The following is a 25,269-nucleotide window of genomic DNA, read 5'->3' as shown; positions in this document are numbered from 1 at the left end:
CTCGCTCACCCGGATAACATTAATTACACACTTTCTGACATAGCATGGCCGTGTCTCTACCCAGCCCTTTGAGTTGTTTGATGGTCTTTTCGTCTGACACCTTGTGGTTATCATCCAGCAGACCACTGACTTTTGCGATAGCCTTTTGGTTCGGGGCCACAATCACCCCCATATTTTCCAAAAGCATGCGTAGCACTACCAAGACTCGCAAACCACCAATACTACCGGCCGAAGACGCCATAATCCCGGCCACTTTGCCTTTGTAAGCCTGCATCATCGTTTCATCACCAGTCTGACGGGAGGCCCAGTCCAGTGCATTTTTTAACAGTGCAGGATAGCTGCTGTTATATTCAGGTGAAGCGATAAGAAAGCCATCATGTTTAATCAGTAATTCTTTGAAGGCCTGCGCATTGGCCGGAATGCCTTGTTCAGCTTCGTCATCCTCGTTGAAAATAGGCATAGCATAATCAGCCAGACTGACCATTGTAACTTCAGCACCGGCCTCCTGAGCCCCTTGCACAGCAACATCAAGAATAGCCTGATTGTATGAATGACGACGGGTACTTCCGGCAAATGCTAGTAATTTGGGCATAAATACTCCTTCAAAACAAAAAAAGGCTGTCACCAAAACAGCCTTTTATTAATTAAGTAACATGGGTGTTCCCACATACAAACACAGTTTACATTTTTTCCAGCGTTTCGATACCCAGTAACGATAATCCCAGCGACATCGTGTTGGAAACCAGGGCTGCCAATGCCAGACGACTGTGCCGAACTGCCACCGGCGTATCGTCGCGCAGTATCGGACATGCTTCGTAAAAACTCATAAATGCAGAGGCAAGATCATACAAATAGGCGCATAACACATGGGGGGTCGCATCCCGGGCGACCACATTAATGGTTTCTTCGAACTGCATCAGCTGAACTGCCAACACATGTTCCTGTTTCTCAGCCAATGTTATTTCTACGGGCAGGTCCGCCACGGAAATTCCAGACTTTCTGAAAATACTCTGTACCCGCGTGAATGCATACTGTAGATAAGGCGCTGTGTTACCTTCAAAACTAAGCATACTATCCCAGTTAAACACGTAGTCGGTGGTTCTGTTTTTACTAAGGTCGGCGTACTTGACCGCACCGATACCTACTTTACGCGCCACCTCGTCCAACTCGTCTTCGCTAAGCTCAGAACTGCGCCTGGCGATAAGATCCCGGGCCCGGATTACGGCCTCATCGAGCAAATCCACCAGCTTAACCGTGCCACCGGTGCGGGTTTTAAATGGTTTACCGTCACTGCCCAGCATCATCCCGAATGGACAATGTTCATAAGATTGCTCAGGCGTCATAAACCCTGCTTTACGGCCAACAATTTCTGTTTGCTTAAAGTGATATGCCTGACGCGCATCTGTCAGTATCAGGGTGCGATCAGCATTAAGCTTACCACTACGATAACGCATCGCCGCTAAGTCGGTGGTGGCGTAGAGATAGCCACCGCCAGATTTCTGTACAATAAATACCGCCGGAGTGCCTTCTTTATCGGCAAGCTCAGGCAAAAATACTACCTGCGCGCCCTGATCTTCCACGGCAATTCCCTGCTGTTTCAGCTCAGCTACCACATTAGCCAGATCATCATTGTATGCTGATTCACCCATCACGTGGTCGCGCGTCAGGCTAACATTGAGTTTCTTATAAACTTCTTCACTGTGTTGAATAGAAATATCAATAAACTTTTCCCACAATGACAAACACGCCGGATCGCCACCCTGAAGCTTCACCACAAACTCACGGGCGCGATCGGCAAAACCCTCTTCTTTGTCAAAGCGAACTTTTGCTTCACGATAGAAATCTTCCAGATCAGACAGTGCCGTCTCAGCCATCCAGTTGGCCTGGAGTTTGTCATTAAAATGGGCCAGCAACATACCAAACTGGGTGCCCCAGTCGCCCATGTGGTTCTGGCGAATTACGTTGTGCCCTAAAAACTCCAGCAATTTTACTACGCTATCGCCAATAATCGTGGTACGCAGATGCCCGACGTGCATTTCTTTAGCCAGATTCGGTGACGAATAGTCCACCACCACATTTTGTGCAGGCTGTTTGGCAATTCCCAGACGCGGGTCGTGCAGGGCCAGCTCACACTGATTAGCCAGCCAGTCATCGTTCAGATGGACATTTATAAACCCGGGGCCTGCTACTTCAAGTTTTTGTGCCACGTCATCCAGCTTTACCTGCTCAACAATGTTTTGCGCAATATCCCGAGGCTTTTGTTTTAACTGTTTAGCCAATGCCATGGCGCCGTTGAACTGATACTCCCCGAACTCAGGGCGAGCGCTTCGGGCCACCGGAACCGGTGCATCCTGCACGTTCATTTCTTCCAATGCCTGCCTAAAGCGGCTTACTAATAATGCATGTATGTTCATATTAAAATCTTAGTGCTCGCGAGTTTTAGTAAACTGGATGTCTGGATAGCGCTCCTGCGCCAGTTGCAGATTAACCATGGTAGGTGCGATATAGGTCAAATTGTCACCGCCATCAAGCGCCAGATTCTGTTCAGCCTTGCGACGAAATTCATCCAGCTTTCGTTCGTCGCTGCTATAAACCCAGCGTGCGGTATTAACACTGATGTGCTCATAAAGCGCATCCACATTGTACTCTGCTTTGAGCCGGGCAACGACCACATCAAACTGCAGCACACCCACGGCGCCAACAATGAGATCGTTACTGGTCAACGGGCGGAAAACCTGGACAGCCCCTTCTTCAGCAAGTTGAATAAGGCCCTTTAACAATTGCTTTTGCTTCAACGGATCACGCAGGCGGATCCGCTTGAACAGTTCCGGCGCAAAGTTAGGGATACCGGTGAATTTAAAGTTTTCACCTGAGGTAAATGTATCGCCAATACGAATCGTACCGTGGTTATGCAAACCAATAATATCGCCTGCATAAGCTTCCTCAAGCAACGAGCGGTCACCGGCAAGAAAAGTAAGCGCGTCGGCGATACGGATGTCCTTCCCTATCCGCGAGTGGCGCATCTTCATGCCTTTTTCGTATTTACCGGAAACAATTCGACAAAAGGCAACGCGGTCACGGTGTTTGGGATCCATGTTCGCCTGAATTTTAAATACAAAGCCGCTGAATTCAGGCGAATCGGATTCCACTTTACCGTCTTCTGTTTCTCTGGACTTGGGCGCCGGCGCCCATTCAACCAGACCATCAAGCATATGATCGACACCAAAATTTCCCAGCGCGGTGCCAAAGAAAACCGGGGTCAGCTCTCCTTCCAAAAATAATTCTTCATCAAACTCGTTAGACGCTCCGCGCACCAGTTCCAGTTCATCGCGAAGTATGCCAGCCAGCTCGCTGCCCACAGCGTCATCCAGGTCGGGATTATTTAACCCTTTCACCGTGCGGGTTTGCTGAATGGTATGGCCCTGGCCACTTTGATAAAGAATAGTCTCGTCACGATAGAGGTGATAAATGCCCTTGAAGCCTTTACCGCTGCCGATAGGCCAGGTAATGGGAGCGCACATCATGTTCAATTCGGTCTCAACTTCATCCAGCAGCTCCATAGGATCCCGGATATCACGGTCGAGTTTGTTCATAAACGTAATGATAGGAGTATCCCGTAGTCGGGTAACTTCCATCAGCTTGCGCGTTCGGGCTTCAACCCCTTTTGCCGCGTCAATTACCATCAGACAAGAGTCGACTGCCGTAAGAGTCCGATAAGTATCTTCAGAAAAATCTTCGTGTCCGGGTGTATCCAGCAGATTCACCAGATGATCGGCATAAGGAAACTGCATCACGGAGGTAGTTACCGAGATACCCCGTTCCTTTTCCATTTCCATCCAGTCGGATTTGGCATGCTGACCAGACTTTTTGCCTTTTACCGTACCGGCCTTTTGCAGGGCACGTCCAAATAACAATACTTTTTCCGTGATAGTGGTTTTTCCGGCATCCGGGTGCGATATTATAGCAAAGGTGCGTCGTTTTTGAATTTCGCTCGCTAGCGCGTTATTACTCATGATCTGACTTATTGGTTAGCAGGCAGGCTGGTGTAAGCGCCCGGCCATTAGATTGCAAAATTAATGGGACGAGATTATATAGTGTAAAAGCACTGAAATACACTCGGCCGTTACAAAGTGGTAGGTTTACGGCTGAGAACGCCGCGGGATAAAGCGTAGCTAATAAAAAAGGCACTGTGATTACAGTGCCTTAAAGGATGAAATCAGGGGTATTTATTTAATTTGTCCAATCGCGCGCATTTCATCGTTAAACGCGCGTAACATATGGGCATCGGCTTCGGTTTGTCCCTGTGTTTCTTTCAGGCCGATGGTGCGTGGCCGATCGTTTTGGGCATAACTTGCGCTGTCACAGTACTCGGGTTGCTGAGAACCTGAGATACCTTTGCCTGCCACAAACAGACCGCCCCCCTCTTCTCGCCAGACAGAAAATACCGACTGGTAAACATCGTACATCTGAGAACTTTTAAGCACCTGGTAGTTGAGGTATGACGAAGCACTAAAATCATGGCCGCCTGAATAAGCCGTCAATGAGAGATTATAATCCCGGGCCAGCGCCGCGGCGCGACGAATTGCGTAACGCAAGCCCGGCGCATGGGCATCTTCGTAATACTGACTGGTACCATCGACAAAATTGATCGCGTCGATAAGCATGGCATCTGCACTGGCTACACTAAACTGGTTGGCTGAGTTGTTCACCACGTGGGGATCTACCGCCAGAGAATCTACCAACAGTCCCGGCGCATCGGTATTTTCGAATTCCTGCAACAATAAGCCTTCCAAAAGCATAGCGTTATACTGATGGTCCTTCATAGTGTTGTTAACTGTACCGGATAAAACAGTTACCACTCTATCAGCTTCATTTTGCCAGACGGTGTCGAAAATAGTCTGTATTTCCAGAGTCCGGGCAGCCTGCCAATTGCTGATAAGCATATTCTCTTTTGCCAGCAACGAATAGGTCCCGAGCAACTCACTCCCCATGGCGTCTGGCCAGCGTCGCTTAGCCTGCTCAAGCGCATACGCTCGCCCTTCGCGCTGAGGATATGTACGGCGAGCCAGTTCATTACCCAGCTCAATATACAGAATACGGTTTACATCCAGTGTTTCACTCAACAGCTGGGCAAGTGCCGTTACATATTCATCATCTGCTGCCAGCGGAATATTCAGCCATAAATCTGATATTGATTCGTTCGCCAGGGTAGTCATCGCTTCATAAGGTACCCCTGATATCGCGCCCCAGTGACTGCTTTGCAGCGTACTTCGATTAGACCAGCCGTTTCCGGTAAACAGGGCTATATGTTCCGGTAGTGCATAAAGTGCTGCATCACTGAACATGCTGGTTGTGCGAACCACTTTGCCAGGCTTCAGATAGTCCACATACGCCTGAGAAAAAATACTATCAGCTGCCGCCCCGGGGCGGACCAGAGAAATATTCTTCAGATAATCTCCGGTCTGATCAGGGTCAGTCTCTGTGATAGCCACTTTCAGCGCCCCGGCTCCGGGATACTGCAAACTAATTGTATTATCTGTCTGATCAATGATATCAGCATTTTCAAACCGGAAGGTCCCCTGCCCCTCAAAGCGCAAAGTATATACTCCGGCCTCGTAAGCATTATCCACTGATGAGGTCATTACTGTTGTGTAGATTTCGTCTGCGACTGAGCCATTTTTCAGGGTCATTGTAACAGGCCAGCCATCGGCATCGGTCTGGATTTGTTTTTGATCGTCAGTGTGTAAGGTACCTTCTTTACTGTAAAACCAACCGTGCTCAGATTGCCTAATCGAGGCGTTTGCTGAGCCACCGGATTTCAAAACATCGGAAAACATCCAGGCCGTCATATCGCTGCTTACACCTGAGACCTGATGGCCCAGACGATAACGAGCAGGATCAGCGGTCACATCTTCTGTAAGCTGACCTATGGGAATGCTTTCTTTAGGCAGCTCAACAGGTGCCGGCTCTTCTGCAACATCCTCTGTGGGTAATTCCTCTTTGCTTTCACCGGGTAACGGGTTACTTGGCAAAGGGTTACTTGGCGCCGGTAATGCCCCCGCAATCAATGGTTCGGACTGATTTGGCGCCGGTAATGTTTCAGTGCTTTCACCGCCCGAACCACAGGCAGTAAGTGTTAAAACAGAAAGGCATATACTGGAAAGAAGAAATCGTCTGGTCATAATTACAACACACTTCAATTAGGACATGAAAAGCGACCGGGCTGGTCGATTAGATGTGCTAAGAGTAGCGGTGAAGTAGACAACTGACTAAGGATTGTGGGTATAACAGCTGATACGCCAGTATCGACACTTTTTGAAAAAAAGGCTAAAGGTCAGGCATACATCTTGTAAAACAGCAGCTTATCAGTCTCGCTTTAGGTAAGAAATAATCTATATTCTAAACTTAGGGGCGTTGAGGTGCAGTTCTGCTGTTATCCGGGCGCGATTTGATACTTCATAATCACCGCATCTTCTTTACCTGCAGCGCTATTGTAATAGTTTTTACGCCGCTCCTGCTCGGTAAAACCATAGGATTTGTATAAATTCAAAGCGATATTGTTACTGGCGCGTACCTCTAGCCATAAGGTAGACATCTGCTTTTGGGTACAAATCTGCATAACTTTATCCATCAACATGTTGCCATAGCCAAGACCACGGCAAACTGGCGCCACGCCTATGTCCATAAGCGTTGCTTCATCGGCAACCATAAGAACAATGGCATAACCACAAACACCAGCAGATGAAAGCGTTATTATCTGATAAGGCGGCGTTGTGCAATCGACAAACGTAGCCAGTCGCCATGGGGCAAACGTGACCTGGCAATGAATCTGATAGGCCTGTTCTATGGCATCAGCATCCTGTGTGGCGAGCTGTAAAACCGGCTTTACTGCCACAACAGCTTCCACAGCATTGATTTTTGCTTGGCAGATAATGCTTCAGGCATGACTGGCAGGACGATGGTGGTAGATGATACAGACAACGCTGCGCCAATATGGACAGCAGGAAAAGGTTTGGAAGGATGACACCCCTTCCAGGCCAGTTTGAGATCAGTCACAAATGCGGCATGTTGCTTTTGTTGCTGAGCAGTCAACGGTACTGGCTCCCTCCCATCGGTGCTCTCTGGCATAGCGTTCAGGGATTCACGAAGTTGGGCGACGCGTGCCTGTGAGGTTGCGTTATCCACAGACGCTCTTGTCTCATCCGCAACCTGCGTATCGGCAGCCACAGACGTTACCGCTTTATTATCTGATCCCGCCATTTGGGCAGGCAAATCAAAATTATTGGCGCGTTGCCAGACGCAGATTCCCATCTGTTGCAGGGCGGCGATTTGAGCTTGATTAAGAAACGACATGGCCATTGTGGCTTTAAGATTTGTGCTAACTATACGACAAAAAGAAGGAAAGTGGCAGGGGTGGAGGGACTCGAACCCCCAACCATCGGTTTTGGAGACCGCTGTTCTACCAATTCGAACTACACCCCTAGCGCGAAATGCATTATACGTATGCGTGCTGAAAGGTAAAGACTTTTTAAGATGCCCTTGCGCTAAGTGGTCAGGATTTCGCCATTAATGATAATAAGAGTAAAAACTGGCTAGGACTGGTCAGGATGATTTGCTTTAAGTGCTGCTTCCCATAACGCTTCGGTCACGGCAACTACCTGTTGTTGTTCAGCAAAAAAATGTTCCACAGTGGTATGGCTGATGGTTGTCGCCCTTGCATATTCTTCGATTAACCGCGCGGTTTCTGTCTCATCGAACTGATTGATACTGGCGCAGGAAGCCAGATCAAAAAAACGGTTTCCCATCGCTCCATATTCCCAGTCTACAATTATCATTGGCTCTACCGACTGAACGTGTCCCCACGACAGATCATTGTGGCAAAGGACCAGATGCTCAGCAGGTACATAATCCAAGGCGTACTGACTAATGATCTGATGGGTTTGCCTGACCAACTTATGATCAGGCGCTAACCCTGCCCTTTCAATATAATGATGTAACCTCTGGGGCAAATTCAGGGGGCGCACTGTCACCGGCTGACTATGAATATTGGCTATCACCGCGCCCAGGGTTACAGGAATATCTTTGCCAGCCAGTTCTTGTGCGGGTTGCTTTTCCAACCACTTTTCCACCCACAGATTCTGCGACTGATTCATCCAGACAGGAGACGGGGCGATACTGCGATGAGCCAGTTGTTCTTGCAAAAGATATTGATGGAAACGATTAATACCACTGAATTCATCCCTGGCCAGCGACTTAACCGCATAACAGTTGTGGCCGTCCTCCAGCTGAAAAACCTGATTGACTTCACCAGCTTCGATTTGAGTAAGCCTCGCCTCATCTGATAGCGATAATGCAGGCTTTAATTCTTCAATTATAGACATGTGTTCCATGTTGCAGTTTCCATTGGCCGAGCCATTGCCAGTATCCGTAAACAGAAAATCCTACATATCCAGCAAACAGGCAGGCAGATAAAATCAACCCTGATTGAGCATAAAGATACGCTGAAGCGAGGTTTATGAAAAACCAATACACCCAGTTTTGCAAGACTTTATGTGCCACCATAAACGTTGTCACCACACTCAATACCTGAATACAGGCATCCAGCCACAAAAATTCGTTATTGAACTGCCCTGCCGCAATGGTCGCCAGCCCCCACCCGGCAAGCAGTAAAGTTGGGACTATCGCAAGGTGCCAATACCATGGCAGTGACTGCACGCCGGCTTGCTCCTGCCCGCCTTTTTTCCACTGCAAGTACCCGTAAACAGCCATAATCATATAAAAAAAGTTCAGCAGGGACTGAAATGGCAGGGTAACCTGCCAGAACAGATAGGTGTATATGGCTGTGCTGAGAAATGCGCACAGCCAGCACCAACTGTTTTGTCTTGCCGCCAGCCATACATAGGCAATTGCCAGAACTACCGCCAGCCATTCGGCCAGCGAGGTAGCCAAAATCTGGGCAAAAAATGTATCAGTCATGGTCACGCGACTGCATGGCATCAAAATTTAAAAATTTGGCCACAAATACTGCCTGCCCAACTTCTTCATGGGTACGTTGCATCTCCTGGCCCAGCAAGTTCATCACCTGCTGGTAATCACCCGTTATCTGGGTGCTGGTTGAGCAGGTAGTAACCGCCAACTCATCATAGCTGTTGATACGATCCAGAAATGCTTTGATGGGACCAATAAATTCATTGGCCAGCGGATATAAAGAAAGTTCTACCATTACTTGCATATATTGCTCCTAAAATTGATAACCTACCGTGACACCATACTGACGACCCGGGCCGAGTTGATAGTAAGGCTCTGGCATACCGTAGCCCTCTTCACCATCGCGGGGATCGTTGCTGAATCCACCAAAACCACGCACATAGTAGGTTTTATCGAACAGGTTATTGGCCCATATCGACGCATACCAGTTGCTGTCTTCCCATTTAAGCTGCGTATTTACCAGTGTGGTGGAAGGAGACATCACATCGTGACCGTCTGAGAAACGGTAGCGGTCTTTAAAATCAATATCTGCCTGCCAGGACCACTGGTCAGACAGCAATACTCGGCTAAACAAATTAGCAGTCCAGCGCGGGGCCTGAGCCTGACGCTGTTCAGCGATAAAGTCGCCCCGTGCATTGGTATATTCCTCAAACTTTGCGTCGAGGTAACCGACGCTGCCCTGCAGCTGCCAAATAGCCGTGACAAGCCAGTCAGCTTCTATCTCAACGCCGCGATTGGTGCCTAAATCAGCATTATCAATGATATCAATAAACTCTGGCGTGCCGTCATCACGAATCAGAACATCGTAATCATTGACTTGCGTGTTATCCCGCTGCATATAAAAAATAGCCGCACGAACCGTGGCTTCCGGCACCAGAAACGGTCCTTTCACACCAAGCTCATAATTCCAGTTATACTCTTCATCAAAAAACCGTTCTTCTTCAGTAACACGCTGCGCAGGATTGATACCAGCGCCTTTAAACCCGCGCGAGATACTGGCGTACCATGTGTGCGTGTCCGGCGTATATTGCAGTGCTACTTTTCCACCTACCATATCTGTATCGTATTCACGGCTAAGGCCCTGATTATCGGCATAATCAAAACCATAATTTTCAAACCGCAATCCGGTGGTAATAGAAATGTCAGGGGTAATTTCTGTTACAGTCTCACCATATAACGCTTTTGTTGTTGGCTGGTATTCACTTACAAAATCACCATTAGCGTAGGTATATTCTCTTAACAGATCCTCATCGGTAGCTTTGTACAATGTTCCCACAAGCCAGCTGGTAGTATCGTTAAACAGCAATGCTGAGGGTGAACTGGTAAATCTGACCTCTGCGGTTTGCGTTTCTATACTACGATAATATGCATCAAATGATGTGTATCCGAAAGGATGAAAACCGGTGTATGTCCAGTCCTCATCAAAACCATAATCAAGGTTATGGGAAGCGTGAGTAAGAATACTGGTAAGTGTGCCATATTTATAAAGGGTCGAAAGTTTAGCACTGACCGCGTGAGTTTGTTGTCTGTCGAAACCAGGCTGGTCGGCCAGAGAGGTGCGGGTATTATCCAGTGAGAAGGCGTCGTAGCCGTTATCGATATCATACCAACGATAGTTTACATCAAGTGTGCTGGTATCGCTTAAGTCCCACTGTAAAGCAGCTCTGGCGGCGGTTTCACTAATGTTTGCGGTATCATCCACATTTAAAAATGTGTTGTTAACAAAACCATCGCTGGCATTTTTCACCACTGCCAGGCGATAACGCACGTTATCGGTAATGTCGCTGCCGGTAGCCGCTTCTATCCGATATGCGTCTTTGTTTGCGAGACGGAGTTCTGCGTGACTTTCCTGCTCTTCATCAGGCTGGTTGGAAACGATTTTGATGGCGCCGGCGAGTGCTCCTGTGCCAAATAAAGTAGACTGCGGCCCACGAAAAATTTCCACCTGCTGCGTGTCAAACAAAACACCGGCAGCACCCAGTCCGGAAAAATCGAAGTCATCTACCAGGAAGCTCACTGAAGGATTGATGGGCTCAGCAAATTGTGAGCGCTCACCGATCCCCCGGATCTGCACAAACCGTCCCCGTGATGCGCCTGATGCAAAATTCACATTCGGTGCTACGTTTAATATATCATCAAGAAACGTTGCCTGACGTGCATTCAGTCGGTCATTAGACAATACTGTGGCGCTACTGCTTAACTGGTCAAGGGTTGCCTGTCTAAAATCACCGGTTACAGTGATTCGTTCAATATCCTGCGCCATCAAAGGACTCGATATTGTTAGTAAGGCTGCAAGTATTGCGTTGTATTTCATTAAGGATCTCTTGTCTGATTAGAAAAAGATCCGGTACTGCGGCAGGAAAGCTGGCTGGATTCTATCACCATCCCTACGCCGGTATTATCCGGATCAGGTAAAGGGTTCCCGCGGGTGGCGGATCTCAGCCTAACTGGCACCCCTTGGTATTGCAGAGTCTGAATCTGCAGGCGTGCAGTGTAACAAGTAATGTAGCAGGGTCAATAAAAAACGCCCGCATGAAAGTGACGGCGCGGGCGATAAGAGGTCGGACAGACCAGTTGGTAAACACGTTCATTTTAAGCGGCAACGATAATAATGCGGAATGGCAGATGAACTACTCCACATATCTCGCGGTAGAAGCTATAGAACGTAAACTAATTATAAACAGTGCAGGACTCTGGCAACAGGACACTTGCGGCTGACTATGGGTCAGTTGATGCTGCTGTCTGAAAAAATCCGGCTGACTCTTTCTGAATAATGGAGCAATAATGACATTTCACGGACTCTTCTGGTCGGCGATTATTCGAGCTCTGCTTAGCCTGCGGCGTGATTTACAAATTCAGTCAAACGCTGATGCTAAAGCGTTTGAAAAACTCGCTTCAGTGGAGTCAGAGCGTATTGATGATGATGAATTTGATGCTTTACTAAACGATCTATCCCCTCGTGAACTATGCCAACAGACAGGTCGTTCTCTGGCCGGTTATTTTGATTTCAACAAAATGGGGAATTTGGTGGTGTATATGATATCCACCAAGAATATACAGCGGGCCTTGCAGATGCTCAAACCTCGAAGTGAATCTTTACTCGCCAGCAAAATTACCATCACTCATTCCGAGGTACCGGCACGAATTACTATGCAATGGGATAGTCAGGGAGACATTATCAGAGATGAGTTTTTCTGCTATTTTTTTCTGATTCTGTTCAGGCATATTGCCGGCAGACGTTTTGATTTTGATTCTGTGACACTTCCTGGTAATGGCGCGGGTATATTGGAACCATTGTCCTGCGCCTCATTTACACAGGGAGAGCAAATATGCCTGACATTTTCCCGCAGCTGGTTAACCGAGCCATCGTTTTATCACAGCCCATCTATTGAAACATTGCTGGAACCCGCCCTGGCAATTCGCGCCCCTTCGGTGAAGCAGCAATTACTGGATACCTTCGAGACAGCCCCGATGCCAGCGCGTATCAGGGCTGAATGGGTAGCTAACAAGCTTAATGTCTCACAGGGCGCACTAAGAAAAATGCTCAAAGCTGAAGACATTATTTTCAGTGATTTGCTTAAATCGTTTATTCACGGCCTCTCCTCAGGGCGGCTTCTGCACGGAGAAAAAACTGATGAGGTCGCAGTGGCGCTGGGATTTTCTGACCGCCGGTCGTTTGAGCGAAGTTTTAAAGCGTTCTCAGGCATTAATGCGGGTCAGCTGAGACAGCTTGGGGCACGGTTGCGCTTCTCGCGTGGCAACGATAATTTGCTGACTATTGTGGATAACTTACCGCCTTTACCCGCGACCATTCAGGCTATCATGAGTACCCCTGAAGACAAGCTCACCTTAAAACAAGTGGTCGCGCTTATCCAAAAAGATCCGATATTCCATGCGCATGTCATGAGTAAGGCAGGTAAAGCTGTGTATGGTGGTAGCGTCAGCACGCTGGAACAAGCCGTAGGACGCAATCTGGGACTGACTACAATAAAGCACCTGGCGATGCTTTTTGCAGCGCAGCAACAGCTTAGCGAGCAATGCCGGCATCCCAATATAGAACGGCTAACTGATGCCATGCTATTTAGTACATCAGTATTTGACGCACTTGCTGAAACAAGATTAAACACGACCGAGCGCGAAGATGTGCGTCAACAATTAGTGTTTGGCACCCTCTCATTACTGCTACTTTTCCATGAAGACTGTGTGTTTGCCGATGGTGCGCTCAGAATGTGGCAGGACAGCGATACATTTGCAGATTTTTCAGCCCAGTTATCGCGAGAACTGGGTGTCTGCGTGTACGGCGCATCTTCACTTATGCTCTTAAGATGGGGATTCGGGCATGATACCAACCATGCCCTGTGGCAATTGTGTAAATACATTGAGGCAGCTGACGGAACCAGTGTGCAGGAGGAGATTGTCCAGGCCCATAACCTCGCCTTTTCAGCTCTGGCCAGCCGGAACGGTACCGAATCCTTGCAACATTTTGACGAGCCACTGCGATCCCGGGTAATAGCTTTAAAAGAAAAGTGGGGCTAACCAGCAGATTCCGCCAGTAAATTCAAACTACGCAGCTCTTCATCGGTTTGTGCTTTAAGACTTTCCAGTGTTTTGCCATGGGGGGCTGGCTGGCGTGAAACCGGGTCAACCTTAACAAATACAATATCATCGGCCAGACATATCGTCTTCTTGGTGGCTTTATTACGCACCAGGCAACTTACCGTGATAGACGACCGGCCGACTGCTTTTGTCGCTAATCCGAATTCAACGATATCTCCCTGCATAGCTGGCGATTCAAAACTAATTTCACCAATATGCTTAGTGACCAGACAATTGGTTTCAAGCTGACATATGGCATAGATTGCAGATTCTTCGTCAATCCACTCAAGCGCACGTCCCCCAAAAAGCGAGTCAGCATAGTTAAGATCATTGGGCATCACTAAACGGCGTGATAAAAAACGCATTCGAATTCCTTAAGATTAATAGGTTAAACTTCAGCTTTCATTATACGGTAAAAATAGGCTGATGGCTTTTACGAACCTGATTGATTGGCTGCGCTACCCTGAATCCGCGACGGCACCACGTTATCATCGGCAGTTATTACTGTATCCGATGGAAACAGATGTCTATGAATCGGTCAATTGTCTGCTCCAGGCGTTACCCGAGACTATCAGGATCGCTCTGCTTGGTTGCGCGGTTGCAAAGGATACATACCCTACTGTGACGCAGAGCGATTTGCGTCATTACAAAAATCTCCTCGGTCAGGAATTTGATATTGGCATTTACAACGCCTACGAGGGATTTCATCCCAACGCATTACTGGCACTGGCAGGTACGCTACGTCGTGCCGGTAGACTCATAATACTTTGCCCGCCTCTTGCACAATGGCCAACGCACAGCAGTGTTACCCGACCACGGTTTCTGAGTTATGGCTGCACACTGAGTAAAAGTTATTTTATCGAGCAATTTATCCAACAAGTAATGGGAGAGCCTTCGGTAGCTGTGTTTGAAGCGGGGCGGCTACGCTTACCCGTTTTACCCGTTGACGAACACAGTGTGGCAGGCCCTGACAATCCAATCTTTGCAACTCGGGACCAAGAGAATATCTATACCAGTATCCTTGCAGATATAGGTAATAATCTTCCACTTTGTGTTCTTACCGCGCCACGTGGAAGAGGTAAGTCAGCATTAGCCGGATTAATCTGCGGTGCACTAATTCACAAAGCAATGAAATTGCGGCTGATTAGCCCTTTGCATCAAAGCCAGACTGTTTTTTACCGTCATCTGGCACAAAGCCTCGCGACTACTGAAGAAAAAGCAAAATGCCTGGTGCCATGGCTTCCTCCGGATCATCCTGATATTACCGCTGATATCGCCGACATTCTGATTGTAGATGAGGCTGCAGCACTGCCCCTGCCTGTGGTACTTCGTATCGTTAATAGTAATGCCCGCTGTTTATTAACCACTACCACGCTGGGTTTTGAGGGTTCGGGCCTGGGCTTTTTACACAAATTTCTGGCGCCCAGACTTCACCATGGTTCACTGGCTCATTTTGAACTGCATGAGCCTGTCAGATGGGCCAGTGATGATCCGGTAGAAAAATTATTGGACCGCTGTTTATTGTTTATACCATCGCAAATACCGATGCAGCTATCCAGCGAGAATATTTTATTTGAAAGGGTCCGCGCTGAGCAATTAACCTTTGAAAAACTGGCAGAAGTGTTTCACTTACTTCACGAATCACATTATCAAACCTCCCCTGATGATCTGATGAGACTTACTGATGCACCGGATATTATTTTTATCCTCGCCAAAAGTGACGGGCATTTGATTGGCGCGGCGGTTATCAATATCGAAGGGGGAGCATGTCTTACTGGACTCGCACAAGCGATCGCAAGTGGCCAGCGGCGAATACAGGGACATCTCAGTGCACAAAGTATTGCGCTAGTTTGCGCTCAGCCGGAATTTGCAAATCAGGTATACTGGCGTATCAACCGAATTGCTGTGCACCCTTCTTTCAGGCGACAGAGAATTGGCAAAAAGATGGTCAGATATATCGCTGACTTGGCTGAAAGCCACAATGTAGACTGGTTAAGCTGTTCATATGGCTCGACACATTCGGTAGATCGGTTCTGGGAGGATTGCGGCTTCACTATAGCCAGAAAAGGCAACAAGCAAGACAAAGCGAGCGGTCAGGTAAGTAATCTTATTGTACAACCACTCAGTAATACCGCCCACAACAAATTATCACTTATCTACGGACTACACCTGTTTGACAAAGCCGATTCAGACGATGAGCTATGCCAGAGCGTAAACGATTTTGGCCTCCACACTGTTATAGCAAACCGTCTAAATGCGTACCTGAAAGGCTCTCGGAATCGGTATCAGACAGGTAATGCATTACGATATGCCTTTTTAAAACGCGAACAGGCGTCTAAAGCGCCACTTCCGGTTATGGTCGCCATGTACATAGAAAGGGTAACTGAACATAAAATTATCGAAAAATTTAAGCTGGCAGGAAAAAAGGGGCTTGAGCGAAAAATCAGACTAGAGGCGGAACAACTATTAGCAGACAGGTGAAATAGAAAACCGACTAATTAAACATCGCTGTTTGTCAGACATAAATCACAAAAGCTTTTCATCGTTTTACAAGCAAAAAAAAAGCCCCGTAATGGGGCTTTTTGTTAAATATCAATATTCCGGTTTTTAGCCTTTTCCTTGATGTAGGGTTCCCATGCTAAGGCGTTACGCCGCATAGAACTCTCTTTTTTCGCTAACTGATTATACTTCCAGGCTTCTTTGTAGTTACCCTGGTAGAAATGCGCTTCCATCAAAGAGAAATTAATTTTCCCTTCTTCTTCAGCACCACGGTCAAGAGCATTATTCAACGCTTTAACCGCACCTTTATAATCTTCAGCAACAAGCAAAAGTGTACCCTGTTTCTGGAAATCTTCTGGATCCGAACTTAGTTCACCCGCTTTACCGTAGTAATTGGCGGCTATATCATAGTTCTTGGCCTGGTGGTAAGAGTTAGCAATGTTTCGCATCATCGCCTCATCTTTTTTGATATCACCAGATTCCAGGTGCTTTTCCAAAGTTACAGCAGCTTTATACGGAATACCGTTAGTGGAATACAACTGTGCAAGATTCTTAAACTGAGACTCTTTTTCAAGATAGCCTGCATTATAAGCAATCTCCATCGTCGCCAGCGCGTCATCGTAGTTTTCTACCAACATGTAGAAAACTGCTAACTGCGTCCACCACGTGGGGTTTTCTGGGAAGGTGTTAACCAGCTTCTCTGCCACCTCAACGGTTTCCGGATACATCTTACGCTGATAATAAGACTGAAGCTTAAGCACATAAGGATTCTTGTTCGGCTCTTCGTAAAGCTCAATGGCTCTATTAGCCGGCTCAATTACCTTATCCAGTTCCTTTGTCTCAAAATACGACTGGGCCATACGGACATAGACATCAGGATCTTCCTTACACGTAAAGTCCATCCACTTGTTATACCACTCGATGGCTTCTGCGTAGTTTTCTTCCCGAAGATTCAGGTTCGCAACCAGTTGCAGCGTTTGAGCATGCTCAGTGTCATTAAGGATCTTCGTATCAACAGCATCAGTTAAGTAGCGTAACGCCTCATCCGACTTTTTCTCATCTGAGGCAAGCAAATTACCAATAAAGCGGCCTACATAGGCCTTGTCAAAGTCATCGGATGCATCGATATCATAAAGAATATCCAATGCTTCCTGAACCTTGTCTTCATTGTAAGCTTCAAACGCTCGCTGAACTTTTTTACCAGCCCGCTCACCAACCAGCTTAGTTTTGCCCTTTTCATAACCGGGGCAAACTACCGCAGCACTAGACTGCGCCAGGACAGGTGTTGCAAATGTGCCTGCTAAACCCACTACCAAAGCAAGTGCTGACATTTTGAATGCTTTTTTCATCATGATCATTGCTCCAGTTTAAAGTCTAGCTGAACGAACATATTAGTTTGCTTAACACGTTTACCATCAACAATTTTTGGCTTGTACTTCCATTTACTTAACGCTCGACGCGCTTCACGGTCAAAGATACGCTTTGGATCCGCATCGATAACTTCGATGTCATCTACGCCGCCTTGTTCATTAATAGTAAATGATAGCTTAACCCAACCTTCCCGGCCATCTCGAGCAGCCTGTGGCGGATATTTAGGGTCAATACGAACAATTGGTGTCGCTTCACCATCTTGCTGCATTGCACCTACTGCACCAATGTTTGCACCAACACCACCTGTATCAACAGACGGAACAGCTAAGCTGAAACCACCTGCATCTGGCTCCGCAGCGTCCGGCTCAACAGGCTGTTGCTTCGGTGGCTGTTGAGGCGGTGGCGGCGGTGGAGGAGGCGTACGCTGACGAGTTTGCGTGTCAGAGTCTGGCTCCTGCATAATCACATCAATCACTGGAGCTTCGGGTATTTCATCCGCTGGACGCTCTGTGTTGCTTATTAACATTGCCATCACGACAAATAATCCAAAAGCAACCGCCGCGCCTAATAATATAGAAACGATAACTCGAACCATCTTATCCCCTTGCTGCTACTGATATGCGATCAACACCGGCAGCTTTAATCTGGTCCATGACTTTCACTACAGTACCGTGTTTGGCCTTAACGTCAGCCTGGATGATAACGTAATCAGTCGGCTGTTCCGTCAACAACCGTTCGATGTTTGCTCTAACACTATCTACAGACACCTCACGCTTGTCCAGCCAAACACTACCGTCGTCTGTAATAGCGACGAAGATATTGGCATTTTTGCGCATGGTGGCCTGATCTGCATCAGGCTTGTTAACTTCAATACCTGCTTCTTTAACGAAAACAGTAGTAACGATGAAGAAAATAAGCATGATAAATACAACGTCAAGCATTGGCGTCATATCAATCTGCGCATCTTCCTCTTCAGTTCTGACTTTCCGCGCCATAATATCTCTCTCTAGTGATGTGGCAGGCTATCTACCAAGCCTTCTCTTGCCATCTTAGCTTTGGCTTCGAGACGAGAACTGATAAATAGTCCCGACAAAGCTGCAACCATACCGGCCATTGTCGGAATTGTTGCCATCGAAATACCAGAAGCCATCAAACGAGCGTTGCTAGTACCTTGCGTTGCCATGGTTTCGAAAACACTAATCATGCCGGTAACTGTACCTAACAGTCCAATTAGCGGGCACATTGCCACCAACGTACGGATGATTAGCATACGTGCGTCTAAACCGTCTGACGCTTCAGAAATCCAAGCTTCACGGATTCTATGCGCATACCAAGAGGTCGTATCAGAGCGGGCGTCCCATTTGGCGATAATATCTTTCTTCACCTTTGGGAAGACTGCTGTGATGTACCAATAGCGCTCAATCATTAATACCCACATTAGAAAGAGCGCGGCAGCGACAAAATAAAGCACGTCGCCACCGGTAGCGATAAATTCCCTGACAGATTCCCATAATCCAATCAGGCTATTCATATTACGCTTTCCCCGTCTCTTTATGAGCTGCGATGATACCCGCGGTTTGCTCATCAAGAATGTGGATGATTGATTTGCTGCGCGAAGCAACAATGCTGTGTGTCAAAATCAATGGCAATGCCGCAATGATACCCATCGCCGTTGTTATAAGAGCCATTGAGATACTACCTGCCATTAGTTTAGGGTCGCCCGTACCAAACAGTGTGATTGTCTGGAACGTTGCAATCATACCTATTACGGTACCTAACAGACCTAATAGCGGTGCGATAGCAGCAAAGATCTTGATAATGTTGATACCACTTTCGATAGAAGGCAGCTCTTTAAGAATTGCTTCATCCAGTTTCAGTTCAAGGTTTTCCACATCACTGCTTTTATTAGACTGATAAACTTTAAGAACACGGCCTAACGGGTTACCAGTAGATGGATTGCCTGGGTTTTTCAACTGCGACTTAATCTTACTTCCGGTAATAGAAAGTGTGACAAGCTTATAGATACCAATCAACAGACCAACTATCAGCATGACAGTGATTGTGTAGCCTACCGGACCACCTGCATGATAACGCTCTTCCCATGTTGCTTTTTCTTTAAGCAACCCAAGAATTGCACCTTGCGAAGGATCAGCATAAAAAGGAACAGTACCTGAGGTCGCTTCAGCAAGCTCCTCAGCACTGGACGCTAAATATCCTTCAGGCTGACGTCCAAGCGGTTGAACCACGTCATTTTCCGCATCATAGGAAAGATAGCCCTGGTCACTTACCAGGTTAAATGTACCTACACGCACTACTTCATGCTGACTGCTACCACCATCAAGGTCTACAACTTCAGTAGTAAAACGATCAATCTGACCGCCCTGAGTCATTTCTGTCTGTAGAGCAAACCACAGATCTTCAAGTTCTTGCATGTTAGGAAGGCCCTGAGACTCTTCAGACATTTTTGCAAGGAACTCATCACGATTAGGATATTGCGCACTTACAATTGATGTAGATACACGACCATAGGCTTCTGAAGCAGCCTGACGTACAACACCGAACATTTCGCCCAGCGTACCAGTCGCTTGCTCAAGCTCAGATGATTTTTCATTCAATGTGGTTTCATTGTCAGAAAATTGCTGTTGTAAACGATCGCCACGATCCTGCTCGGCCTGAAGGTCAGACTGGGCTTGACGAAGCAATGCTTGTTTATCCGCACGCTCAGAACGGAACTCTGCTTCGCGATCTTCATTGATGCGCGCCTCAGAGACACGATTCTTCTTTACCTGCTCCAACAGATCTTGCAGGCTGGCAGCTTCCTGTGCCTGCGCGCCGGTTGAAATAACCGCCATAGTTGCAGCGGCTACAAGAGATTTAAATACTTGTTTCATTAAAACTTACTCCGCTGCTTTGATTGGTAATTTGATAAGGTCTGGGGTTTTCACACCGTTGGCCATTTTCACAGCGTCAACAACCGATGCCAGATAATCATCACCCAAAGCTTTCCACTGACGCTCTTCGTTATCCCACACCCACGCACTGGTCTGATCCAGTGACAGTGCTAAGAAAGCGGTACGTCCAAGATTAAAGAAATCAACCGTGTTTTCAGTACCATTAGCATTGATGGTGCCTTGATAAGAAGACATCTTTGTACCGTATTCAACTTCAACCAAATAGGCTTCGATTACCTGACGGAACTGTTCTGATACGGTCACATTCGAATTAGCCATCAAATCGCGCAGACGCTGAATGCGTTCGCGGCGCTCTTCAAGATAAATTGGAATATCCAGTTCAACAAACTTTTCCAGGCTGTCGATCATACGGAACATCAGAGGAACAATGCCTTGCTTTGTTTCTTCGATGCTGTCGATCTGACGCTGAAGTGAGTCTATGCTGCGCTGCTGATCTTCTACCAGGCTCGCAATATAGTCGTTGTAAACTTTCAGGTTCTCTGTTTGATCAACAGTTGAACGATACTCGACCAACAACTCTTGTGACTGTTCAAACAGTGCGTTTATTTTTTCTTGAGATTTCGCTGCAGCCGCGTGAATCTTAGCTTCTTCTTTTTGAAGATCGTTAAGAGTAACTGCAGAGACGGCTGCACTGCCAGACAGTGCAAATGCACCCATGACAGTAGAAGCAATAAGAGTTCTCTTGCTCATCTTGGACATAGTTCCCAACCAAATTTCTTTTTTAAATCCTCGCTGTGCTAATCACAGCAAGGGGCGTATAAACTTTGCTTTTTTGCTTTTAGAAGGTAGCTGCCAATACATACATACCAGCACTACGAATCCCTAATAGTCACATGGAACAGATTACAGAGTCAAGTAACACCGTCTTTACACAGTGTTTCGCACGGTGCGCAGACAGAATGTGAACATTTAGTAACCAAAAGAATAGTACCCATTTGTACTTGCCAATGTCGTAAATTTGCCATCCATGAGACACTTATAAAACTCAGACTGGTAATAAAATCAGATTTTCTGCTCAAGCTATATTAAATAAAGCTGTAATTTAATTACTTTTTTTCACATTTTTGAGTCCAGCTTCGTTACAACTTGTTTACCCTGTTAGTGGCTTCCGTTGTTATTCGGTAAATGAAAGTCGATAGAACAACTGTTTTTTTAACCTTACTTTTCATTTAATAGACAGAAAACACGTGCCGCGGTTCCACGCTGGTCGTTTGCACCAATAACAAGCACGTTGCTGGCTATTAAATGTACTAAATATTCTGAAGCACGTCACTGCTGTAAACATTAACTTTTATCGCTAATGCCACTTGCTATTTCACACCAAACCAACCTGTCAGGGCATACCGAGCGGACTTAGCAAATGGGGTTACGTAAGTAACACTATGAATATTTTTAACCCCGAACAGGCTCAGTGTATTAAATTCTGGTGTCCAGCTTTCAGTGCTGGTTCCATCGGTGTCAAAAAACTGAAGTAACCCGCCCCAGTCTGGATGCCACACAGGCGACAAATTGAAAACATACGCTAATCTTCGCCCTTCTGACTCAACAATATCATTGTGGCGGGTGATAAACTGGCCTGGTAAAAAACGCGTAGCCTGCATACTGGCATAGTTTATTTCGCTATAACCTGAAAGTTTTCGCATTTCAGTGAGAAAAGATTCTGAATTTAATGTTTCAAACGCGTATTTCAGCGCTGAATTTTGCTCATTTTCGTCGACTTTTTTTCTACCATAAATGAAGCCTTTTCCATCCGCTGCGTTTGCCATTATCTGTTGACGAATTTCCCGTTTTCTTTTATCTGGCAACTGGGACCAAGCCTCATCAGAAAGCATAACATTCTGGTTTTCAAAGAAGAGCGCGGTCTCAAAGCTCACATCTTGCTGCAGCGTAGTAGACAGCGACTTACTGGTCTCAGCGCTCAAGACTGATGTTACCCGCAACCGCTCTTTTGCAAACGCATCTTTAAAATCGCTAATCCTAAGCTGGGTATGTAAAAATGATGACATCACTTTCCTCTTCTTTTTGTTTTACTCCGATTCGTGAGAAACCAGGTACGGTTTATCGGCCTTTGCTCATCGCTCACTCACCCAAATTAATTCATAGCGATATCAAAGGCTATGGTTAGCCTGTTCTGGTCACTTTCAAAAGGCAGGGTGCCATGCCAAACATGAGAAGGGAAAAGAACCAGTTTGCCGCGCTCCGGCAGAACGCTGTATTCTGGGTTTTCCTCGCCTGTGGCAAGAAACTCGGGAATGCCAAACGCGAGATGTCCCTGTAGGTCTGATGTCCCTATTTCCTGCGGCAAGTCAATATAAAAGACAGCGCTCAATGCTCCCTCCGGATGGATATGATACTGATGTTTACCGTCGCGCTTTAAGCTCACTGACCAGCCCTCCAATACTGTATAACGACGATTTGCAAAAGAAAAACCACTGATATAATGCGTGGCTTTATTATGAACAGCATCAATATACCTATCTACAGACTGGTGGATAAATGACAGCAATTCTGTGGAAGCAGGATTGTCTGCATCATACAATACATTGGAGATTTGTGTGCCCCCATTAACAGATTGAGATTGGGGATGGGTGGCATGTTGGTGTCTTGCTTCCAAATAGCGCTTTAGTGCTTCCAGCGTATCTGATGACTCAGCGGTGTCTGCAAATCGAAATTCTTTGACTAAGGCTTCGTAGTCAGCTTTTACTGACACCGGATCGCAAGGCTGACAATATTTTAAAGCATGCTCAAGCGCTTTGGTTTCGATGGAAAAGTGTTGCTGTTTTTTCAGAATTGAAAGCGTATGGCGGGCATTCTGCCATTGCTGGTCCTGAATGTAGCGTTTTGCCAGTTCAGGCTTTAACGCTATATGCGTATCCTCTTGTGCCAGCAATGCAAGCGCTTTGGAGCGGTCATGTTCCCATAACAGGCGAGATTTAATTTTTATAATATCAACGTGATGCTGAAGCTCGCCGGGCGCCTCATCCAGGATGCGCTGTGCTTCTTCATTCTGCCCCTCACTGATAAGTGCTTCGCATAATTTACCGTACACTGGTGCTTGTAGGGGATTATGCTCAATACATTGGAATAAAGGCTGCAGGTACGTCTCTTTTTCGCCAAGCTCGTATAATGTAGAGGAAAGGTATATGTATGCTCTGATATCATCAGGCTGCAAGGCTATCGCCTGATTAAAGTCGTCCCTGGCCAGGTTTTTTCTGTCAAGGTTATAGTAGGAAACCCCACGATTAAAAATCACATCGAATGTTATGGAACCTGCGTCTGTCAAGCGCTCGTAAATATTTAGCGCACGATGATACTGGCCCACTTTGTCCAGCGATAATGCCAGTAAATACTGACTTTCATCATCTTTTGGTGATATAGAACAGACATAGTCAAAATACTTTGCCGCCAAATGAAAGTGTTTTTGAATAAATGCCTGTTTACCTATCTCCATTATCTGCCAGGATTTTAGCTGAGCGGGGTCAAGCTTATGCGCACTTTTGTCGTACTCAACGCATTTAACATAGAGCTTGAAGCACTTTTTGTTATTCAAATGCTTTTGAAGGGCTGTGCGGACTTCATCATATTTGTTTAGCGCATAAAGATTTTTCGCAAAGGCATAAGCAATGTCGCCGTTGTCTGGTACGGCCTTAAATGCGAAAGCAAGTAACGGTTCTGCTTTTGAGAACGTCTGTTTTTCATGATAAAGAGACCCCAGAAGATAATGACAGTTAACATCTTTTGGGTGGCTGTTCATAAGTTCAAGATAAAGCTTTTCAGCTTCATCGAACCTTTTAGCTTTATGTAGTTTAATTGCTGAAGTGAGTTTTTGCGCTAGCACTTTTTGCCCCTCACTGACCACGCTACAGGTTCATTTTGACTTGAAATATACAGGGGTTGGATAGCCAGATTATCTTTGATACCGCCCAGAAAGCACATATGTTTCACATCATCTTCTGATTTTGCTACCGAAACAATTTCCATCATATTATCTAAAGCCGCCTGCAACTGCTTTTGCATACCTGAGAACCAGTTTCTGACGTCACCCATTGTGTACTTATTGTAGTTACTAAGTAGCTGCGTACTGCCAGCATATAATGCTTCAGGACCGGTGAGAAGATCAGACAAATTAAGCCCGGTCTGCGCCCATATTCCTTTTGCCTCATTTGTTAACGTTTCCTGAAGTCTGGCACTGCGCTCATGTAATTCACCAAGACGTGCGCATACATCGTATTGTAAGAGAGATTGAATCTGTTCGCCTTCCGCCTTGTATTTATTGTAAATGTAGCCGGATTTTTTGTGTACCAGAGCTGCAAAATTCCCCCCCGGTAGCAATGTATCAAATGCACCTTGCACGTGCTCATCATCTAAATACTCTATACCAAACTGGCTGACTAACTGTTCGATAAAGGGTTTTTTATATTGCAGTAACCTCTCGTTTGATACTTCCGAGGCGTGTGGATATTTTTTTAAAACCTTACTTCTAGCAATGGGTGAACCATCATGCGCGTAAAGAGTATATGCATTAGCATTTTTAATAGCGTCAAAAACAGCACCCGCCCCGCAGGCGACATCTAAAACTACTGCCTTTTCAGCTAGATTTTCAAATACAGACGCCCAAAAGTCGCATATCTCCACACGACTCTGTCCTAAATGATTGGAAAAAACAGGCGTGTTCGGATTGTTATTTTGCCAGTATGAATCCCATGCTTGCATATACATTTCCACAAAATTTTTTGAATAATGAATAAACGTTATTTCTAAAGACATGTTCTGAGTTGCGAGACGCTTTTGAGGCAAGTGAAAGGAATAAAGCTGTAGCGTATTTCTGTGTGCTCGGGTTTGC

Annotated in this window: 22 protein-coding genes, 1 tRNA gene and 1 riboswitch; of the genes, 2 read left to right on the top strand and 21 right to left on the bottom strand. The window is 46.4% G+C overall.

What is annotated here, in order from left to right; translation table 11 throughout:
• Positions 1 to 19 precede the first annotated feature (19 nt).
• The 11 genes from F458_RS0116770 to F458_RS0116715 form a co-directional block, all read right to left on the bottom strand.
• Positions 20 to 592, bottom strand: a complete 573-nt coding sequence (locus F458_RS0116770; protein ID WP_018984598.1) for an NADPH-dependent FMN reductase — start codon at positions 590 to 592, stop codon at positions 20 to 22.
• Positions 593 to 680: 88 nt separating this feature from the next.
• On the bottom strand, positions 681 to 2,414 hold the full coding sequence (argS, locus tag F458_RS0116765; RefSeq protein ID WP_026294752.1) for an arginine--tRNA ligase: 1,734 nt from the start codon (positions 2,412 to 2,414) through the stop codon (positions 681 to 683).
• 9 nt (positions 2,415 to 2,423) lie between these two features.
• Positions 2,424 to 4,013, bottom strand: coding sequence for a peptide chain release factor 3 (gene prfC / locus F458_RS0116760; RefSeq protein WP_018984596.1), 1,590 nt, complete (start codon positions 4,011 to 4,013; stop codon positions 2,424 to 2,426).
• A 213-nt stretch (positions 4,014 to 4,226) separates the two neighbouring features.
• Positions 4,227 to 6,182, bottom strand: coding sequence for a hypothetical protein (locus F458_RS0116755; protein ID WP_018984595.1), 1,956 nt, complete (start codon positions 6,180 to 6,182; stop codon positions 4,227 to 4,229).
• Positions 6,183 to 6,433: 251 nt separating this feature from the next.
• Positions 6,434 to 6,895, bottom strand: a complete 462-nt coding sequence (rimI, locus tag F458_RS0116750) for a ribosomal protein S18-alanine N-acetyltransferase (RefSeq protein WP_040610704.1) — start codon at positions 6,893 to 6,895, stop codon at positions 6,434 to 6,436.
• Complete coding sequence (locus F458_RS0116745) at positions 6,886 to 7,353, bottom strand: hypothetical protein (protein WP_018984593.1); 468 nt, start codon at positions 7,351 to 7,353, stop codon at positions 6,886 to 6,888. Before F458_RS0116745 ends, rimI begins: the two co-directional genes overlap by 10 nt.
• A gap of 52 nt (positions 7,354 to 7,405) precedes the next feature.
• Positions 7,406 to 7,482, bottom strand: a tRNA-Trp gene (locus tag F458_RS0116740).
• Between the two features lie 110 nt (positions 7,483 to 7,592).
• The gene (locus F458_RS0116735) at positions 7,593 to 8,381 is read right to left on the bottom strand and encodes a phosphotransferase (protein ID WP_169334849.1); all 789 of its coding nucleotides are present in this window, start codon (positions 8,379 to 8,381) and stop codon (positions 7,593 to 7,595) included.
• Positions 8,368 to 8,976: a nicotinamide riboside transporter PnuC gene (gene pnuC / locus F458_RS0116725; RefSeq protein WP_018984590.1), complete on the bottom strand. Its 609-nt coding sequence runs from the start codon at positions 8,974 to 8,976 to the stop codon at positions 8,368 to 8,370. The genes F458_RS0116735 and pnuC overlap by 14 nt, the downstream gene beginning before the upstream one ends.
• Complete coding sequence (locus F458_RS0116720; protein WP_018984589.1) at positions 8,969 to 9,232, bottom strand: YkoF family thiamine/hydroxymethylpyrimidine-binding protein; 264 nt, start codon at positions 9,230 to 9,232, stop codon at positions 8,969 to 8,971. The genes pnuC and F458_RS0116720 overlap by 8 nt, the downstream gene beginning before the upstream one ends.
• 9 nt (positions 9,233 to 9,241) lie before the next feature.
• Positions 9,242 to 11,302, bottom strand: coding sequence for a TonB-dependent receptor (locus tag F458_RS0116715; protein ID WP_026294751.1), 2,061 nt, complete (start codon positions 11,300 to 11,302; stop codon positions 9,242 to 9,244).
• Between the two features lie 53 nt (positions 11,303 to 11,355).
• Positions 11,356 to 11,456, bottom strand: a riboswitch (TPP riboswitch).
• Positions 11,457 to 11,772: 316 nt separating this feature from the next.
• Here F458_RS0116715 and F458_RS0116705 point away from each other — a divergent pair.
• Positions 11,773 to 13,524 (top strand): HDOD domain-containing protein, encoded by a 1,752-nt coding sequence (locus F458_RS0116705; protein WP_018984586.1) that lies wholly within the window; start codon positions 11,773 to 11,775, stop codon positions 13,522 to 13,524.
• Here F458_RS0116705 and F458_RS0116700 read toward each other — a convergent pair.
• Positions 13,521 to 13,949, bottom strand: coding sequence for an acyl-CoA thioesterase (locus tag F458_RS0116700; protein WP_018984585.1), 429 nt, complete (start codon positions 13,947 to 13,949; stop codon positions 13,521 to 13,523). The genes F458_RS0116705 and F458_RS0116700 overlap by 4 nt on opposite strands.
• A gap of 61 nt (positions 13,950 to 14,010) precedes the next feature.
• On the opposite strand from F458_RS0116700, the gene F458_RS0116695 reads away from it, so the two are divergent.
• Positions 14,011 to 16,065, top strand: a complete 2,055-nt coding sequence (locus F458_RS0116695; RefSeq protein WP_018984584.1) for a GNAT family N-acetyltransferase — start codon at positions 14,011 to 14,013, stop codon at positions 16,063 to 16,065.
• Between the two features lie 104 nt (positions 16,066 to 16,169).
• On the opposite strand, the gene F458_RS0116690 is transcribed toward F458_RS0116695, so the two are convergent.
• The 9 genes from F458_RS0116690 to F458_RS0116650 form a co-directional block, all read right to left on the bottom strand.
• Positions 16,170 to 17,435 (bottom strand): tetratricopeptide repeat protein, encoded by a 1,266-nt coding sequence (locus tag F458_RS0116690; RefSeq protein WP_083928657.1) that lies wholly within the window; start codon positions 17,433 to 17,435, stop codon positions 16,170 to 16,172.
• A gap of 2 nt (positions 17,436 to 17,437) precedes the next feature.
• Complete coding sequence (locus F458_RS0116685; protein ID WP_018984582.1) at positions 17,438 to 18,049, bottom strand: energy transducer TonB; 612 nt, start codon at positions 18,047 to 18,049, stop codon at positions 17,438 to 17,440.
• Between the two features lies 1 nt (position 18,050).
• Positions 18,051 to 18,449 carry an ExbD/TolR family protein gene (locus F458_RS0116680; RefSeq protein WP_018984581.1) on the bottom strand — a complete coding sequence of 133 codons (399 nt, stop codon included), beginning with the start codon at positions 18,447 to 18,449 and terminating at the stop codon, positions 18,051 to 18,053.
• 11 nt (positions 18,450 to 18,460) lie between these two features.
• Positions 18,461 to 18,985, bottom strand: a complete 525-nt coding sequence (locus F458_RS0116675) for a MotA/TolQ/ExbB proton channel family protein (protein ID WP_018984580.1) — start codon at positions 18,983 to 18,985, stop codon at positions 18,461 to 18,463.
• Position 18,986: 1 nt separating this feature from the next.
• Complete coding sequence (locus tag F458_RS0116670) at positions 18,987 to 20,345, bottom strand: MotA/TolQ/ExbB proton channel family protein (RefSeq protein ID WP_018984579.1); 1,359 nt, start codon at positions 20,343 to 20,345, stop codon at positions 18,987 to 18,989.
• Between the two features lie 6 nt (positions 20,346 to 20,351).
• Complete coding sequence (locus tag F458_RS0116665; protein ID WP_026294749.1) at positions 20,352 to 21,116, bottom strand: DUF3450 domain-containing protein; 765 nt, start codon at positions 21,114 to 21,116, stop codon at positions 20,352 to 20,354.
• Positions 21,117 to 21,736: 620 nt separating this feature from the next.
• Positions 21,737 to 22,432, bottom strand: coding sequence for a 2OG-Fe(II) oxygenase family protein (locus F458_RS0116660; RefSeq protein ID WP_018984577.1), 696 nt, complete (start codon positions 22,430 to 22,432; stop codon positions 21,737 to 21,739).
• 86 nt (positions 22,433 to 22,518) lie between these two features.
• On the bottom strand, positions 22,519 to 24,264 hold the full coding sequence (locus F458_RS0116655; RefSeq protein WP_018984576.1) for a putative 2OG-Fe(II) oxygenase: 1,746 nt from the start codon (positions 24,262 to 24,264) through the stop codon (positions 22,519 to 22,521).
• Positions 24,258 to 25,193 (bottom strand): class I SAM-dependent methyltransferase, encoded by a 936-nt coding sequence (locus F458_RS0116650; RefSeq protein ID WP_018984575.1) that lies wholly within the window; start codon positions 25,191 to 25,193, stop codon positions 24,258 to 24,260. Before F458_RS0116650 ends, F458_RS0116655 begins: the two co-directional genes overlap by 7 nt.
• Between the last annotated feature and the right edge of the window lie 76 nt (positions 25,194 to 25,269).

The organism is Salinimonas chungwhensis DSM 16280, assembly GCF_000378185.1.
GTDB lineage: Bacteria > Pseudomonadota > Gammaproteobacteria > Enterobacterales > Alteromonadaceae > Alteromonas > Alteromonas chungwhensis.
Note: the sequence above shows the minus strand (reverse complement) of the source record. Positions and strands in the feature narration are given on the sequence as shown.